Raw genomic sequence first — 14,052 nt, 5'->3', positions numbered from 1 at the left:
AAGGCCAGCGATACATGGATATCAACGAAATCAAAGAATACCTGCCCCACCGTTACCCCTTCCTGCTGGTGGATCGGGTTCAGGAGCTGGATCTTGAGAACAAGCGCATTCGTGCTTACAAGAACGTCTCGGTCAATGAGCCGTTCTTCAATGGTCATTTTCCCCAGCACCCGATTATGCCCGGTGTGCTGATCATCGAGGCCATGGCTCAGGCCGCCGGCCTGCTCGGCTTCAAGATGATGGGCGTAAAACCGGCGGATGGCACTCTGTATTATTTTGTCGGCTCCGACAAGCTGCGCTTCCGCCAGCCGGTTGTGCCGGGCGATCAGCTTCAGCTGGAAGCCAGCTATCTGAGTGACAAGCGTGGTATCTGGAAGTTTGCCTGCCGTGCTACCGTTGACGGCAAGGAAGCCTGTTCAGCTGAAATCATTTGTGCGGAACGCAAGATATGAGTCGTATTCACCCTCTGGCGATTGTTGATCCGGCCGCACGGCTGGCTGATGACGTCGAGGTAGGTCCCTGGAGTTATATCGGTGCCGACGTCGAGATTGGCGCCGGCACGCAGGTAGCCTCCCATGTTGTTATCAAGGGGCCGACGACCATCGGGCGCGGGAACCGGATATTCCAGTTCGCGTCGGTGGGCGAGGAGTGTCAGGACAAGAAGTACAAGGGTGAGCCTACCCGGCTGGTGATTGGTGACAACAACATCATCCGCGAAGGCTGTACCCTGCATCGCGGAACCGTGCAGGACCAGGGCATCACCCGTATTGGCAGCAACAATTTGCTGATGGCGTATGTCCATGTCGCCCACGACTGCGTGGTTGGTGACAACATCATCATGGCCAACAATGCGACCATCGCCGGTCATGTACATGTGGGCGATGGTGCGATTCTGGGTGGCTACACCACAGTCCACCAGTTCTGCCACATCGGCTCCTTTGCCATGAGCGCCGCCAATACTGCGGTGTTCAAGGATATTCCGGCGTTTGTCATGGTCGGTGGTAACCCGGCCAGTGCCCATGGCATGAACTTCGAGGGCATGCGTCGTCGCGGCTATTCCGCCGAGCTGATCAGTGCGCTGCGCCGTGCCTACAAGGTCGTCTACCGTCAGGGTCTGACCACCAGCGAGGCGATGGCGCAACTGGCGGAGGCTGCCGAGCAGTTCCCGGAAGTTGCCCTGTACTGTGCCTCCATCAACGAGTCGACCCGCGGCATTACCCGCTGACATGGCAGGTATCGCCCCGTTGCGTTCGAACAAGCCCCTGTGTATTGCCCTGGTTGCCGGTGAGGCGTCCGGCGATACCCTGGGGGCAGGGCTGATCGCGGCGCTCAAGCAACGTTTCCCCAATGCACGTTTTATTGGTATCGGAGGGCCTCGCATGCTCGCCGAGGGCATGCAGACCCGGGTGCCGATGGAGCGTCTGTCGGTAATGGGGCTGGTCGAGGTGCTCGGGCGTCTGCGCGAGCTGCTCAGAATCCGTCGCGAGCTGGTCGATTACCTCAAGCAGGAGCGGCCGGACGTATTCATTGGTATTGATGCGCCGGACTTCACCCTTGGGGTTGAACAGCGTCTGCGTGACGCGGGCATTCCCACGGTGCACTACGTCAGCCCGTCGGTCTGGGCGTGGCGCGAGAAGCGGGTTCTGGGTATCGCTCAGTCGACCGATCTGATGCTGACCCTGTTTCCCTTTGAGGAAGACGTCTACCGCCGGCACGGTGTGGCGGTGCGCTGCGTCGGCCACACCCTGGCCGACCGTGTCCCGCTGGAGCCGGATCGTGCCGCCGCGCGGCAGTCGCTGGGTCTGGCGGAAGCGGGACGTGTTGTCGCTCTGCTGCCGGGTAGCCGCAACGGTGAGCTGCGCAAGCTGGGGCGCCTGTTCCTGGATACTGCCGCCTGGTGCCTTGAGCGTCAGCCGGATCTGCAGTTCATCATGCCCTGCGCAGGTCCTGAACGCCGTCAGCAGATGGATGCCATTCTCGCCGAGAGCGGACTTGAGTTGCCGCTGACCCTGTTCGACGGCCAGGCTCATGAGGTATTGGCTGCCTGTGATGCGGTATTGATCGCCTCGGGTACCGCCACGCTCGAAGCCATGCTGTTCAAGCGCCCGATGGTGGTGGCCTATCGTATGGCGGGGCTGACCTTCCGTATCCTCAAGCGGCTGGTCAAGGTGGGGCATGTGTCGCTGCCGAATTTGCTGGCCGGGCGCGAAGTGGCCCCCGAGTTCCTGCAGGATGCGGCGACGCCCGAGGGAATGGGCGAGGCGCTGCTGGCCCGCCTGCTGCCGACCGCAGAGCGAGCCGAAACAGAACAGACCTTTATGCAGCTGCATCAGATGCTGCGTCGTGATGCCGATCAGTGCGCGGCGGACGCGGTTGCCGACCTGATGGCCGAGCGCGGACACCTGTGAGTCAGCTCAGCATGGACTGGTCATTGCCGGCGGGCGAGGAGCTGATCGCCGGGGTTGATGAGGTAGGGCGCGGTCCGCTCTGTGGTGCGGTGGTTACCGCGGCCGTTATCCTGGATCCGGCCCGTCCGATCGAAGGGCTGAATGATTCCAAGAAATTGACCGAGGCGCGGCGAGAGGCACTCTTTCCGCTGATTCAGGAGCGCGCGCTCGCCTGGTGCATTGCCCGGGCCGAGGTGGAAGAAATCGATCGGCTGAATATTCTGCACGCTACCATGCTGGCGATGCAGCGCGCGGTAGCGGGGTTGCAGGTTCGCCCCGATCTGGTGCTGGTGGACGGCAATCGCTGTCCGGCGTTGCCGATGCGCAGCGAGCCGGTGATCAAGGGCGATAGCCGGGTGCCGGCAATTGCGGCAGCATCGATTCTGGCCAAGGTCGCACGTGATCGCGAAATGCTGGAGTTGGACAGGCAATATCCCGGGTATGGCATAGCCGGTCACAAAGGCTATCCAACGCCTGTGCACCTCGCCGCACTGCGTGAGCTGGGTGCGACACCCATTCATCGTCGTTCCTTTGCGCCGGTGCGCAAGGCGCTGGAACGGTAACCGGCTGCAGCGGTCACATCGTTCTGTATGCTGCGACTGGCCGCAGCAGTTCCCCGTCGCTACAATTCTCTGCCTGACGCTTCGCCATCTGAAACAGGATTTCCATGTCATTTTCCTTTGTTCACCTGCGTGTCCACAGTGAGTACTCCCTGGTCGACGGACTGGTCAAGGTCAAACCCCTGATCAAGGCTGTTACCGAGGCGGGCATGCCGGCGGTGGCGATTACCGACCAGAGCAACATGTGCAGCCTGGTCAAGTTCTACAAGGCGGCGATGGGCGGTGGCATCAAGCCGATTTCCGGCGTTGATCTGTGGCTGACCGATGCCGAAGACGACAGCGTGCTGACCCGCATCAGTCTGCTGGCGATGAACCCCAAGGGCTACCGCAATCTCACCGAGCTGGTCTCGCGTGGCTATACCGAGGGTCAGCGCAACGGCGTTGTTACGGTGCGTCGGGAGTGGATTGCCGAGGCCAGCGAGGGCGTGATCGCCCTGTCGGCAGCCAAGGAGGGGGAGATTGGTATCGCGCTGCTGTCTTCGAGCCCCGAACGGGCGGATGAGCTGCTGGCCTATTGGATGGGTGTCTTCCCTGATCGCTTTTATCTCGAACTGCAGCGCACCAGTCGCGTCAATGATGAGGAACACGTGCATGCCGCCGTCGCGCTGGCGGCGCGCAGCGGCTGTCCGGTGGTCGCGACCAACGATGTACGCTTTCTCAAGCGCGGTGACTTCGAGGCCCATGAGACCCGTGTCTGCATTGGTGAGGGCAGGGCGCTGGACGATCCGCGCCGGGTGCGTCAGTACAGCGAGGAGCAGTACCTGAAAACCTCGGAGGAAATGGCCGAGCTGTTTGCCGATATCCCCGAGGCGCTGGAAAACAGTGTCGAAATTGCCAAGCGCTGCAATATCGATGTCCAGCTGGGTACCTACTTTCTGCCGGAGTTTCCCATTCCGGATGGTCTTACCATCGAGGAGTACTTCAAGAAGGTCTCCTTCGAGGGCCTGGAAGAGCGTCTGAAGGTGATTCTGCCGCCTGATACGCCGGACTACGAGGCCAAGCGCCAGGTCTATATCGACCGTCTCAACTTCGAACTCGACATCATCAATCAGATGGGCTTTCCCGGCTACTTCCTGATCGTGATGGACTTTATCAAGTGGGCCAAGGGCAACGGCGTGCCGGTAGGCCCGGGCCGGGGCTCGGGGGCGGGGTCGCTTGTCGCCTATTCGCTGCTGATTACCGACCTTGATCCGCTGGCCTACGATCTGCTGTTTGAGCGCTTCCTCAACCCGGAGCGTATTTCCATGCCCGACTTCGACGTCGACTTCTGCATGGAAGGCCGCGATCGGGTCATCGACTATGTAGCCGACGCCTACGGCCGAAACGCGGTCTCGCAGATCATCACCTTCGGTACCATGGCGGCCAAGGCGGTAGTGCGCGACGTGGCGCGGGTGCAGGGCAAGTCTTACGGCCTGGCCGACAAGCTGTCGAAGATGATTCCCTTCGAGGTCGGCATGACGCTGACCAAGGCCTATGAGCAGGAAGAGATGCTGCGCGATTTCCTCGCCAACGATGAGGAAGCCCAGGAAATCTGGGACATGGCGCTCAAGCTGGAGGGTATTACCCGTAACGTCGGAAAACACGCGGGGGGCGTGGTAATCGCGCCGACCAAGCTGACCGATTTTGCGCCACTGTATTGCGATGAATCCGGTGGCGGTCTGGTTACCCAGTTCGACAAGGACGACGTGGAAGCCGCCGGTCTGGTGAAGTTCGACTTCCTCGGTCTGCGGACCCTGACCATCATCAAGTGGGCGATGGAAACCATCCACCGCCAGCAGCGTGCGCAGGGCGCCAGTGACGAGGAACTGGTCAATATCGACCTGATTCCGCTGGATGATGCACCGACCTACAGCATGCTGCAAAAAGCGGAAACCACCGCCGTTTTCCAGCTTGAATCGCGCGGCATGAAGGAGCTGATCAAAAAGCTCAAGCCCGACTGCCTGGAAGACATGATCGCACTGGTGGCCCTGTTCCGTCCGGGCCCGTTGCAGTCAGGCATGGTGGACGACTTCATCAACCGCAAGCACGGACGGGAAGAGATTTCCTACCCGCACCCCAACTATCAGTACGCCGGTCTTGAGCCGGTACTAAAGCCTACCTACGGCATCATCCTGTATCAGGAACAGGTCATGCAGATCGCCCAGGTGATGGCCGGCTACACCCTGGGTGGCGCGGACATGCTGCGCCGGGCGATGGGTAAGAAAAAGCCCGAAGAGATGGCCAAGCAGCGTGGTGGCTTTATCGAAGGCTGCGCCAATAACGGCATTGACGCGGACCTGGCCGGTAACATTTTTGACCTGGTAGAAAAGTTCGCCGGTTACGGCTTCAACAAGTCGCATTCGGCCGCCTATGGTCTGGTGTCCTATCAGACCGCCTGGCTGAAGGCCCATTACCCGGCCCCCTTCATGGCAGCGGTCCTTTCGGCGGATATGCACAACACCGACAAGGTGGTGACGCTGATCGAGGAATGCCGCAGCATGCGCCTGCGGATCAAGGCGCCGGATGTCAACGTCTCGGAATTCAAGTTCACCGTCGATGACGCCGGTGATGTGGTTTACGGCCTCGGCGCGATCAAGGGCGTGGGTGAAGGCCCGGTCGAAACCATCGTTGAGACCCGCAAGGCCGGCGGCCCGTTTAACGACTTGTTCGACTTCTGCGCCCGGGTGGACCTCAAGCGTATCAACAAGCGGGTGATGGAAGCGCTGATTCGCAGCGGTGCGCTGGATCGCCTCGGGCCGTTCTTCGCCGAGGAAGTTCAGGCCTATCAGAAGCAGATCGACCGTAACCGCGCAGCATTGATGAGCGCGATGGAAGAGGCGATTGCCTCGGCCGAACAGACCGCGCGCAGCGCCGATAGCGGCCACGACGACCTGTTTGGTGATCTGCTGGGGCCATCTACCGAACGCGACGTGTACGAGCCCTACCGCAAGGTGCGCGAGTGGACCTTCAAGGAACGCCTGCGTGGCGAGAAGGAAACCCTGGGTCTGTATCTGACGGGTCACCCGATCGACGAGTACGAACGTGAGATTCGCCGTTTTGCCCGTCAGCGCATTCTGGATCTGAAGCCTTCGCGCGAGAGCCAGACCATCGCTGGGCTGGTATTCGACATGCGGGTGATGAAGAACAAGCGCGGCGACAAGGTAGGCTTTGTCACCCTCGATGACCGATCGGCGCGGATCGAGGTGTCACTGTTCTCCGAGGCCTACAATGCGGCGCAGGCTTTGCTGCAGAAGGACGCCATGCTGGTGGTCGAAGGGGAGGTTGCGGTCGATGACTTCTCCGGCGGCATGCGGGTGCGTGCCAAGCGCGTGATGAGTCTGGAGGAGGCGCGTACCGGGCTGCTCGACAGTGTACGGGTGAACCTCGATGGCGCCCGTCACGACGCCGCCGCGCTGAGCCGAATGGCAGGGCTGCTGCAGCAGTATCGCGGCGGCTGCCCGGTTACGGTCGAGTACCAGCGGGCCGATGCGGCAGCGCTGCTGCGCCTGGGTGACGAGTGGCGTGTGGAGCCGGCAGACGATCTGCTGCAAAGCCTGCGTGACCAGTTGGGCAAAGACAGCGTCTCTCTGCACTATAGATAGCGCAAAGCCGGATGCTCGACGGGCGCCCGGCAATCCCGTAAGGTTATTTGCGAAACTTTTGGATGCCCGGATCGGGCGCAAGCGGATGATGGATGCCTATGAGCAACAGCCAGAAATACTTGGAGTTTGAACAGCCAATTGCGGACCTGCAGGCCAAGATCGAAGAGCTGCGTCTGGTCGGCAGTGACAACGCGCTGAACATCACCGAAGAAATCACTCGGCTGCAGGAGAAGAGCAAGTCCCTGACCGAGAGCATTTTCGGCAACCTGAGCAGCTGGCAGGTTGCCCAGATGTCGCGCCACCCGCAGCGGCCCTATACGCTGGATTATATCCGTCACATTTTTACCGACTTTGAAGAGCTGCACGGCGATCGCCATTTTGCCGATGATGCCGCCATCGTCGGCGGCATTGCGCGCCTGGACGGCCGGCCGGTGATGGTCATCGGTCACCAGAAAGGCCGTGACGTAAAGGAAAAGGTGCGCCGCAACTTCGGCATGCCCAAGCCGGAAGGCTACCGCAAGGCCTGCCGCCTGATGGAAATGGCCGAGCGCTTCAAGATGCCGATCCTGACCTTTATCGACACCCCCGGCGCGTATCCGGGCATCGATGCCGAAGAGCGCGGCCAGAGTGAGGCCATTGCCTGGAACCTGCAGGTCATGTCGCGTCTGAAAACGCCGATTATCGCCACTGTTATTGGTGAAGGAGGCTCCGGCGGTGCGCTGGCCATTGGTGTCTGCGATCATCTGATGATGCTGCAGTACTCGACCTATTCGGTGATCTCGCCCGAGGGCTGTGCTTCCATTCTCTGGAAAAGCGCCGAAAAGGCGGCTGATGCAGCGGCGGCCATGGGTATTACCGCCGAGCGTCTGAAAGAGCTGGGACTGGTCGACACCCTGATCCCCGAGCCGCTGGGTGGCGCACAGCGCTCACCGCAGGAAACTGCCGAGCGCCTCAAGCAGCAGCTGGTTGCGCAACTGGCCAAACTTGACGAGCGCACTCCCGAGCAACTGCTGGAAACCCGCTACCAGCGGCTGATGTCCTTCGGTATTCAGTAAATGCTCACACCGCAGGGGCTGCGCGAGCAGCTCAGCTCCTGTTTGGGCGCCCCGGCCTGGTGGCTGGGGTTGTCCGGTGGTCTGGATTCCATGGTTCTGCTTGAGCTGCTGGCCCAGGCGCGCCAATCCTCTGATATTCCGCCACTTTACGCCGTTCACATTCATCACGGACTGCACCCCGAGGCTGACGCCTGGGCGATGCATTGTCAGCGTGCCTGCGACGCCCGCGGTGTGCCGCTGACGGTGGTGCGGGTGCGGGTGGGCCAGAGTCCCAGTATCGAACAGGCTGCCCGCGACGCGCGCTACGCAGCCTTTGCTGAGGCACTGCCGGAGGGCGCCGAGTTGCTGCTGGCGCATCATGCCGATGATCAGCTGGAAACGATGTTGTTTCGCATGCTGCGTGGCACGGGTATTCAAGGGCTGGCAGGGATGCCTGCTCGTCGCCCGCTCGGGCGTGGCTGGCTGTCACGACCGTTGCTGGACGCGTCGCGCGCCGAGCTTGCGGATTTCGCTGTTCGACAGGGTTTGAACTGGATTGAGGATCCTGCCAACAGGGATGCGCGTTTTGCCCGTACGGCGCTGCGGCACGCGTTGTTGCCGGCGCTGCGTGACAGCTGGCCGCAGGTAGACCAGAGTCTGCGCCGCCTGGCAGAACATGCTGATGAGGCCTGCGAGTTGCTGGATGACCTGGCAGCATCTGATCTGCAGTCTGCCGTATTACCGCTTGATGATGCCTGGCTTGGTCACTGGCCGAGTCTGCTGCTTGCTCCGGTATTGGTGTTGTCGCCAGCCAGGCAGCGCAATCTGCTGCGTTTCTGGTTGAGGCAGCAGGGCGTGCTGATGCCGGATCAGCGCCACCTTGATCAGTGGGTGCAGCAACTCGCAGCCTGCAGCGACGCGCAACCGCAACTGCTGCTGGGTAGCCACAGGCTATACCGTTCGTCAGATCGTCTCTGGCTGGTGGAAGCCGGCTGGCCCCGGCAGGGGAGTGCCCAGATTTGTCAGCCACTTGCCTGTCAGTCGCTGTTGGCCGGTAACGGGACCCTCTGTATCGCGCCGTCGTCCGGCGGTTTACGAGCTCCCGGTGCGGCCGGGTGGCAGCTTGCGTACCGGCAGGGGGGCGAGCGAATAAAGCTGCCGGGCAGGCCTACCCGGTCGGTCAAACAGCTGCTTCAGGAGGCCCGCGTACCTGCCTGGCTGCGTCCTTCGGTGCCGTTGCTATACTCAGGCGGCGAGCTGGTTTCGGTGGCGGGGCGCTGGAACGCCGAGCAGGCTCTGGTGGACGGAAATCAGAGTGGTTTTACGGTCAGTTGGAAGCCTGTTTCGGATTGAGCAAGCGGGGCCCGTCTGGTATCCTGACTTCCCATCTTGACGAGACTTTGGCTGACCCTTCAGGTCACCTCTGACTCCCTTCGAATTCCTCGCGGTGCAAACCGCTTAACTGTTCAATCTATGGGTTTTTCATGACGCGCTACATCTTCGTCACGGGTGGTGTTGTTTCTTCTTTGGGTAAGGGCATCGCCTCGGCTTCCCTCGCGGCTATCCTCGAGGCGCGTGGTCTGAAGGTCACCATGCTCAAGCTGGATCCCTATATCAACGTGGATCCGGGCACCATGAGTCCCTTCCAGCATGGTGAAGTATTCGTGACCCATGATGGCGCGGAAACCGACCTTGATCTTGGGCACTACGAGCGTTTCGTCAACGCTACCATGACCCAGAACAACAACTTCACCACCGGCCGCGTCTATGCCGACGTGCTGCGCAAGGAGCGCCGTGGTGACTATCTGGGCGCGACCATTCAGGTCATTCCGCACATTACCGACGAGATCAAGAGCCGCATCATCAAGGGTGCCGGCGATGCCGACGTGGCGCTGGTTGAAATCGGCGGTACCGTGGGCGACATCGAGTCCCAGCCGTTCCTGGAAGCCATCCGCCAGCTGCGGGTGGAGGTCGGTGCCAAGCGCGCGATGCTGATGCACCTGACGCTGGTGCCCTACATCGCCACCGCTGGCGAGACCAAGACCAAGCCGACCCAGCACTCGGTCAAGGAGCTGCGCTCCATCGGCCTGCAGCCCGATGTGCTGATCTGCCGCTCCGATCATCCGATCGACCTGTCTTCGCGCCGCAAGATTGCGCTGTTTACCAACGTGGAAGAGCGTGCGGTGATCGGCCTGGAAGACGTCGACACCATCTACAAGATTCCGTCTGTACTGCACGCACAGGGCCTGGATGATTTCGTCGTCGAACGCTTTGGTCTGGAGTGCGGTCAGGCTGACCTGTCCGAGTGGGACCGCGTGGTAGACGCCAAGCTCAACCCCGAGCATGAAGTCACCATCGCCATGGTCGGCAAGTACATGGAGCTGCTCGATGCCTACAAGTCGCTGATCGAGGCACTCAGCCACGCCGGCATTCAGGCACGCACCAAGGTGAATGTGCGCTATATCGACTCCGAGAATATCGAACAGCAAGGCACCGGTCTGCTGGAAGGGGTCGACGCCATTCTGGTGCCGGGCGGCTTTGGCTCCCGTGGTGTCGAGGGCAAGATCGCGGCCGTGCGCTATGCCCGCGAGAACAAGATTCCGTACCTGGGCATCTGTCTGGGTATGCAGGTCGCGGTCATCGAGTACGCCCGCAATGTGCTGGGCTGGAGCGATGCCAACTCCACCGAGTTCGACAAGACCTCCGGTCACCCGGTTGTGGGTCTGATCACCGAGTGGCAGGATGCGACCGGCCAGACCGAGCTGCGTACCGAGGCGTCCGATCTGGGCGGTACCATGCGTTTGGGCGCGCAGGAATGCACCCTGGAGCTGGGCTCCAAGGCGCACGACTGCTATGGCAAGGACGTGATCGTCGAGCGTCACCGTCACCGCTACGAGGTCAACAATAATCTGTTGCCCGATCTGCAGGCTGGCGGTCTGAGTATTTCCGGTCGTTCCGGCGACGGCGCGCTGGTCGAGGTAGTCGAGGTCAAGGATCACCCGTGGTTCGTGGCCTGCCAGTTCCACCCGGAATTTACGTCGACGCCGCGTTACGGCCACCCGCTGTTCAGTGGTTTCATCGGCGCCGCGCTGCGTCAGCACAAGAACGGCTGAGATTAAGGAAGAAGCTGGCTTATGGCACAGAAAATCGTGCGCGTTGGTGACATCGAGATGGCCAACGACAAACCCTTCGTTCTGTTTGGTGGCATGAACGTACTGGAGTCGCGAGATCTGGCAATGCAGATCTGCGAGCACTACGTTGAAGTCACCGACAAGCTGGGGATTCCCTACGTGTTCAAGGCCAGCTTCGACAAGGCCAACCGCTCGTCGATCAACTCGTTCCGCGGCCCCGGCATGGAAGAGGGTCTTAAGATCTTTGAAGAGATCAAGCGCACCTTCAACGTGCCGGTCATCACTGACGTGCACGAGCCCTATCAGGCTGCGCCGGTTGCCGAAGTGTGCGACATCATCCAGCTGCCGGCGTTCCTGTCCCGGCAGACGGATCTGGTTGTGGCGATGGCCAAAACCAACGCCGTGATTAACATCAAGAAGGCCCAGTTCCTCGCGCCGCAGGAAATGAAGCACATCCTCACCAAGTGTGAAGAAGCCGGCAATGACCGCCTTGTGCTGTGCGAGCGCGGTTCGTCCTTCGGTTACAACAATCTGGTAGTCGACATGCTTGGCTTCGGCATTATGAAGCAGTTCGAGTACCCGGTGTTCTTCGACGTGACCCATGCCCTGCAGATGCCGGGTGGTCGCAGTGACTCGGCCGGCGGTCGCCGGGCACAGGTCACCGATCTGGCCAAGGCGGGCATGAGCCAGGGCCTGGCGGGTCTGTTCCTCGAAGCGCACCCCGATCCTGACAACGCCAAGTGCGACGGCCCCTGCGCCCTGCGCCTGGACAAGCTGGAGCCGTTCCTTGCCCAGTTGAAGGCCCTTGACGATCTGGTCAAGAGCTTCCCGGTGCTGGAAACGGCTTGAGCCGCTACCGCTTTCACCCGATTGACCCGATATACGGAGCTAGCAAGTAAAGATGGCAAAAATCATTGATATCAAGGGCCGTGAGGTTCTGGACTCGCGCGGTAACCCGACCGTTGAAGCGGACGTAATTCTGGAAGGCGGCATCATGGGCAGCGCCTGTGCACCCTCCGGCGCCTCTACCGGTTCGCGCGAAGCACTGGAACTGCGTGATGGCGACAAGAGCCGTTACCTCGGCAAGGGCGTGCTCAAGGCCGTCGCCAATATCAATGGCCCCATCCGTGAGCTGCTGGTTGGTCGTGATGCCAGCGCTCAGGCTGACCTGGATCGCGCCATGATCGAACTGGACGGCACCGAAAACAAGGCCAAGCTGGGCGCCAACGCGATCCTCGCCGTTTCCCTGGCGGCAGCCAAGGCGGCTGCCCAGGCCAAGGGCGTGCCGCTGTACGCGCACATTGCCGACCTGAACGGTACCCCCGGTGTCTACTCCATGCCGGTACCGATGATGAACATCATCAACGGCGGTGAGCACGCCGACAACAACGTCGACATCCAGGAGTTCATGGTTCAGCCGGTTGGCGCCAAGAACTTCGCCGATGCGCTGCGCATGGGTGCCGAGATTTTCCATCACCTCAAAGCGGTTCTGAAGGCCCGTGGTCTGAACACCGCAGTCGGTGACGAAGGCGGCTTTGCGCCGAACCTGGCGTCCAACGAAGACGCGCTGGCAGCCATCGCCGAGGCCGTTGCAAACGCCGGTTACACCCTGGGTGACGACGTCACTCTGGCACTGGACTGCGCTTCCAGCGAGTTCTACAAGGACGGCAAATACGACCTGGCCGGCGAAGGCAAGGTGTTCGATGCGGCCGGTTTTGCCGACTACCTGGCTGGCCTGACCCAGCGCTATCCGATCATCTCCATCGAAGACGGCATGGACGAGTCCGACTGGGCTGGCTGGAAAGTCCTGACCGACAAGATCGGCGAGAAGGTGCAGCTGGTTGGTGACGACCTGTTCGTGACCAACACCAAGATTCTCAAGCGCGGTATCGACGAGAAGATCGGCAACTCCATCCTGATCAAGTTCAACCAGATCGGTTCGCTGACCGAGACCCTGGAAGCGATCCAGATGGCCAAGGCTGCCGGCTTTACCGCCGTCATCTCGCACCGCTCCGGTGAAACCGAAGACAGCACCATCGCCGACCTGGCTGTGGGTACCGCTGCCGGTCAGATCAAGACCGGTTCGCTGTGCCGTTCCGACCGCGTATCCAAGTACAACCAGCTGCTGCGTATCGAAGAGCAACTGGGTGACAAGGCGCCCTACAAGGGTCGCGCCGAGTTCCGCGGCTGATCGGTCTGGCGGGTACGCGTGAGCGTACCCGCCGTTCCTTGACAGGAGCATCCGGCTTGAAATGGCTCTGGCTCATTGCGCTGTCGCTGCTGGCGGCGATGCAGTACCGACTCTGGGTCGGCGAGGGCAGTCTTGCCCACGTTTCCCAGCTCAAGCAGCAGATTGCCGAGCAGCAGCGCGAGAACGAGCAGCTGCTGGAGCGTAATCGTGTGCTGACGGCAGAGGTCATTGAACTCAAGCAGGGGCTGGAAACCGTCGAAGAGCGTGCCCGTCATGAGCTGGGCATGGTCAAGCAGGGCGAGACCCTGTTCCAACTGAGCGACCAATGAGCGTCGCTACACCCGATTTCTGGGTCGTTCTGCCCGCCGCCGGTGTCGGCGCGCGCATGCAGGCAGACCGTCCGAAGCAATACCTTCTCTGGGGTGAGCGCACCCTGATCGAACACACCCTGGCCTGCTTCCTGGATCAACCGTGGCTGCGCGGGTTGGTGGTGTCCCTCTCTGCAGATGATGGCTGGTGGCCGACGCTGCCCTGCGCGCAGGATGCGCGTATCACCCGTGCAGTCGGCGGCCGCGAGCGTGCCGACTCGGTACTCAATGGCCTGATTGCGTTGCGCGAGCTGGGCGCGACCGATGACGACTGGGTGCTGGTGCACGACGCGGCTCGCCCCAATCTCGCCGATAGCGACCTGCACAAGCTGCTCAGCACGTTAGCCGATGATCCGGTCGGTGGACTACTGGCTGTACCGGTGCGCGATACTCTCAAGCAGATCGGTCCGGATGGCCGGGTGTCATCAACACCCGATCGCAGCCTGTTCTGGCAGGCTTACACGCCACAGATGTTTCGTCTCGGGCCATTGCAGCAGGCGCTGGCCGAGGCGCTGGCCGCTGGCGCCCGGATTACCGATGAGGCCTCGGCGATGGAGTGGGTCGGTCAGGCACCGCTGCTGGTGGAAGGCCGTGCCGACAATCTGAAAATTACCCGCCCCGAAGATCTGGAGTGGCTGCGTCAGCGCGAGCGCTGATGTTGACACGCTTGCGCCAAATCA

The 14,052-nt window shown here is 61.4% G+C and carries 12 protein-coding genes; all 12 read left to right on the top strand.

What is annotated here, in order from left to right:
- Positions 1–14 precede the first annotated feature (14 nt).
- The 12 genes from fabZ (at position 15) to ispD (ending at position 14,028) form a co-directional block, all read left to right on the top strand.
- Entirely contained in the window at positions 15–452 is a 438-nt protein-coding gene (gene fabZ, locus AC13EY_RS12375; RefSeq protein WP_088273402.1) for a 3-hydroxyacyl-ACP dehydratase FabZ, read from the top strand.
- Positions 449–1,225, top strand: coding sequence for an acyl-ACP--UDP-N-acetylglucosamine O-acyltransferase (gene lpxA, locus AC13EY_RS12370; protein WP_088273403.1), 777 nt, complete (start codon positions 449–451; stop codon positions 1,223–1,225). Before fabZ ends, lpxA begins: the two co-directional genes overlap by 4 nt.
- Before the next feature lies 1 nt (position 1,226).
- On the top strand, positions 1,227–2,408 hold the full coding sequence (gene lpxB / locus AC13EY_RS12365) for a lipid-A-disaccharide synthase (RefSeq protein WP_228245156.1): 1,182 nt from the start codon (positions 1,227–1,229) through the stop codon (positions 2,406–2,408).
- A gap of 11 nt (positions 2,409–2,419) precedes the next feature.
- Complete coding sequence (rnhB, locus tag AC13EY_RS12360) at positions 2,420–3,010, top strand: ribonuclease HII (RefSeq protein WP_228245356.1); 591 nt, start codon at positions 2,420–2,422, stop codon at positions 3,008–3,010.
- Positions 3,011–3,114: 104 nt separating this feature from the next.
- Complete coding sequence (dnaE, locus tag AC13EY_RS12355; RefSeq protein WP_335600341.1) at positions 3,115–6,648, top strand: DNA polymerase III subunit alpha; 3,534 nt, start codon at positions 3,115–3,117, stop codon at positions 6,646–6,648.
- 98 nt (positions 6,649–6,746) lie between these two features.
- Positions 6,747–7,703, top strand: a complete 957-nt coding sequence (gene accA / locus AC13EY_RS12350) for an acetyl-CoA carboxylase carboxyl transferase subunit alpha (RefSeq protein WP_228245358.1) — start codon at positions 6,747–6,749, stop codon at positions 7,701–7,703.
- The gene (gene tilS / locus AC13EY_RS12345) at positions 7,704–9,035 is read left to right on the top strand and encodes a tRNA lysidine(34) synthetase TilS (RefSeq protein ID WP_228245158.1); all 1,332 of its coding nucleotides are present in this window, start codon (positions 7,704–7,706) and stop codon (positions 9,033–9,035) included.
- Between the two features lie 131 nt (positions 9,036–9,166).
- Positions 9,167–10,795, top strand: coding sequence for a CTP synthase (locus AC13EY_RS12340; protein WP_228245159.1), 1,629 nt, complete (start codon positions 9,167–9,169; stop codon positions 10,793–10,795).
- 21 nt (positions 10,796–10,816) lie between these two features.
- Complete coding sequence (gene kdsA, locus AC13EY_RS12335) at positions 10,817–11,662, top strand: 3-deoxy-8-phosphooctulonate synthase (protein ID WP_228245160.1); 846 nt, start codon at positions 10,817–10,819, stop codon at positions 11,660–11,662.
- A gap of 52 nt (positions 11,663–11,714) precedes the next feature.
- Positions 11,715–13,004 carry a phosphopyruvate hydratase gene (gene eno / locus AC13EY_RS12330; protein WP_228245161.1) on the top strand — a complete coding sequence of 430 codons (1,290 nt, stop codon included), beginning with the start codon at positions 11,715–11,717 and terminating at the stop codon, positions 13,002–13,004.
- A 98-nt stretch (positions 13,005–13,102) separates the two neighbouring features.
- On the top strand, positions 13,103–13,333 hold the full coding sequence (locus AC13EY_RS12325; RefSeq protein ID WP_228245360.1) for a septum formation initiator family protein: 231 nt from the start codon (positions 13,103–13,105) through the stop codon (positions 13,331–13,333).
- Positions 13,330–14,028: a 2-C-methyl-D-erythritol 4-phosphate cytidylyltransferase gene (gene ispD, locus AC13EY_RS12320; protein WP_228245162.1), complete on the top strand. Its 699-nt coding sequence runs from the start codon at positions 13,330–13,332 to the stop codon at positions 14,026–14,028. The genes AC13EY_RS12325 and ispD overlap by 4 nt, the downstream gene beginning before the upstream one ends.
- The last annotated feature ends 24 nt before the right edge of the window (positions 14,029–14,052 follow it).

This window comes from Halopseudomonas sp. L-58, from assembly GCF_056859475.1.
Note: the sequence above shows the minus strand (reverse complement) of the source record. Positions and strands in the feature narration are given on the sequence as shown.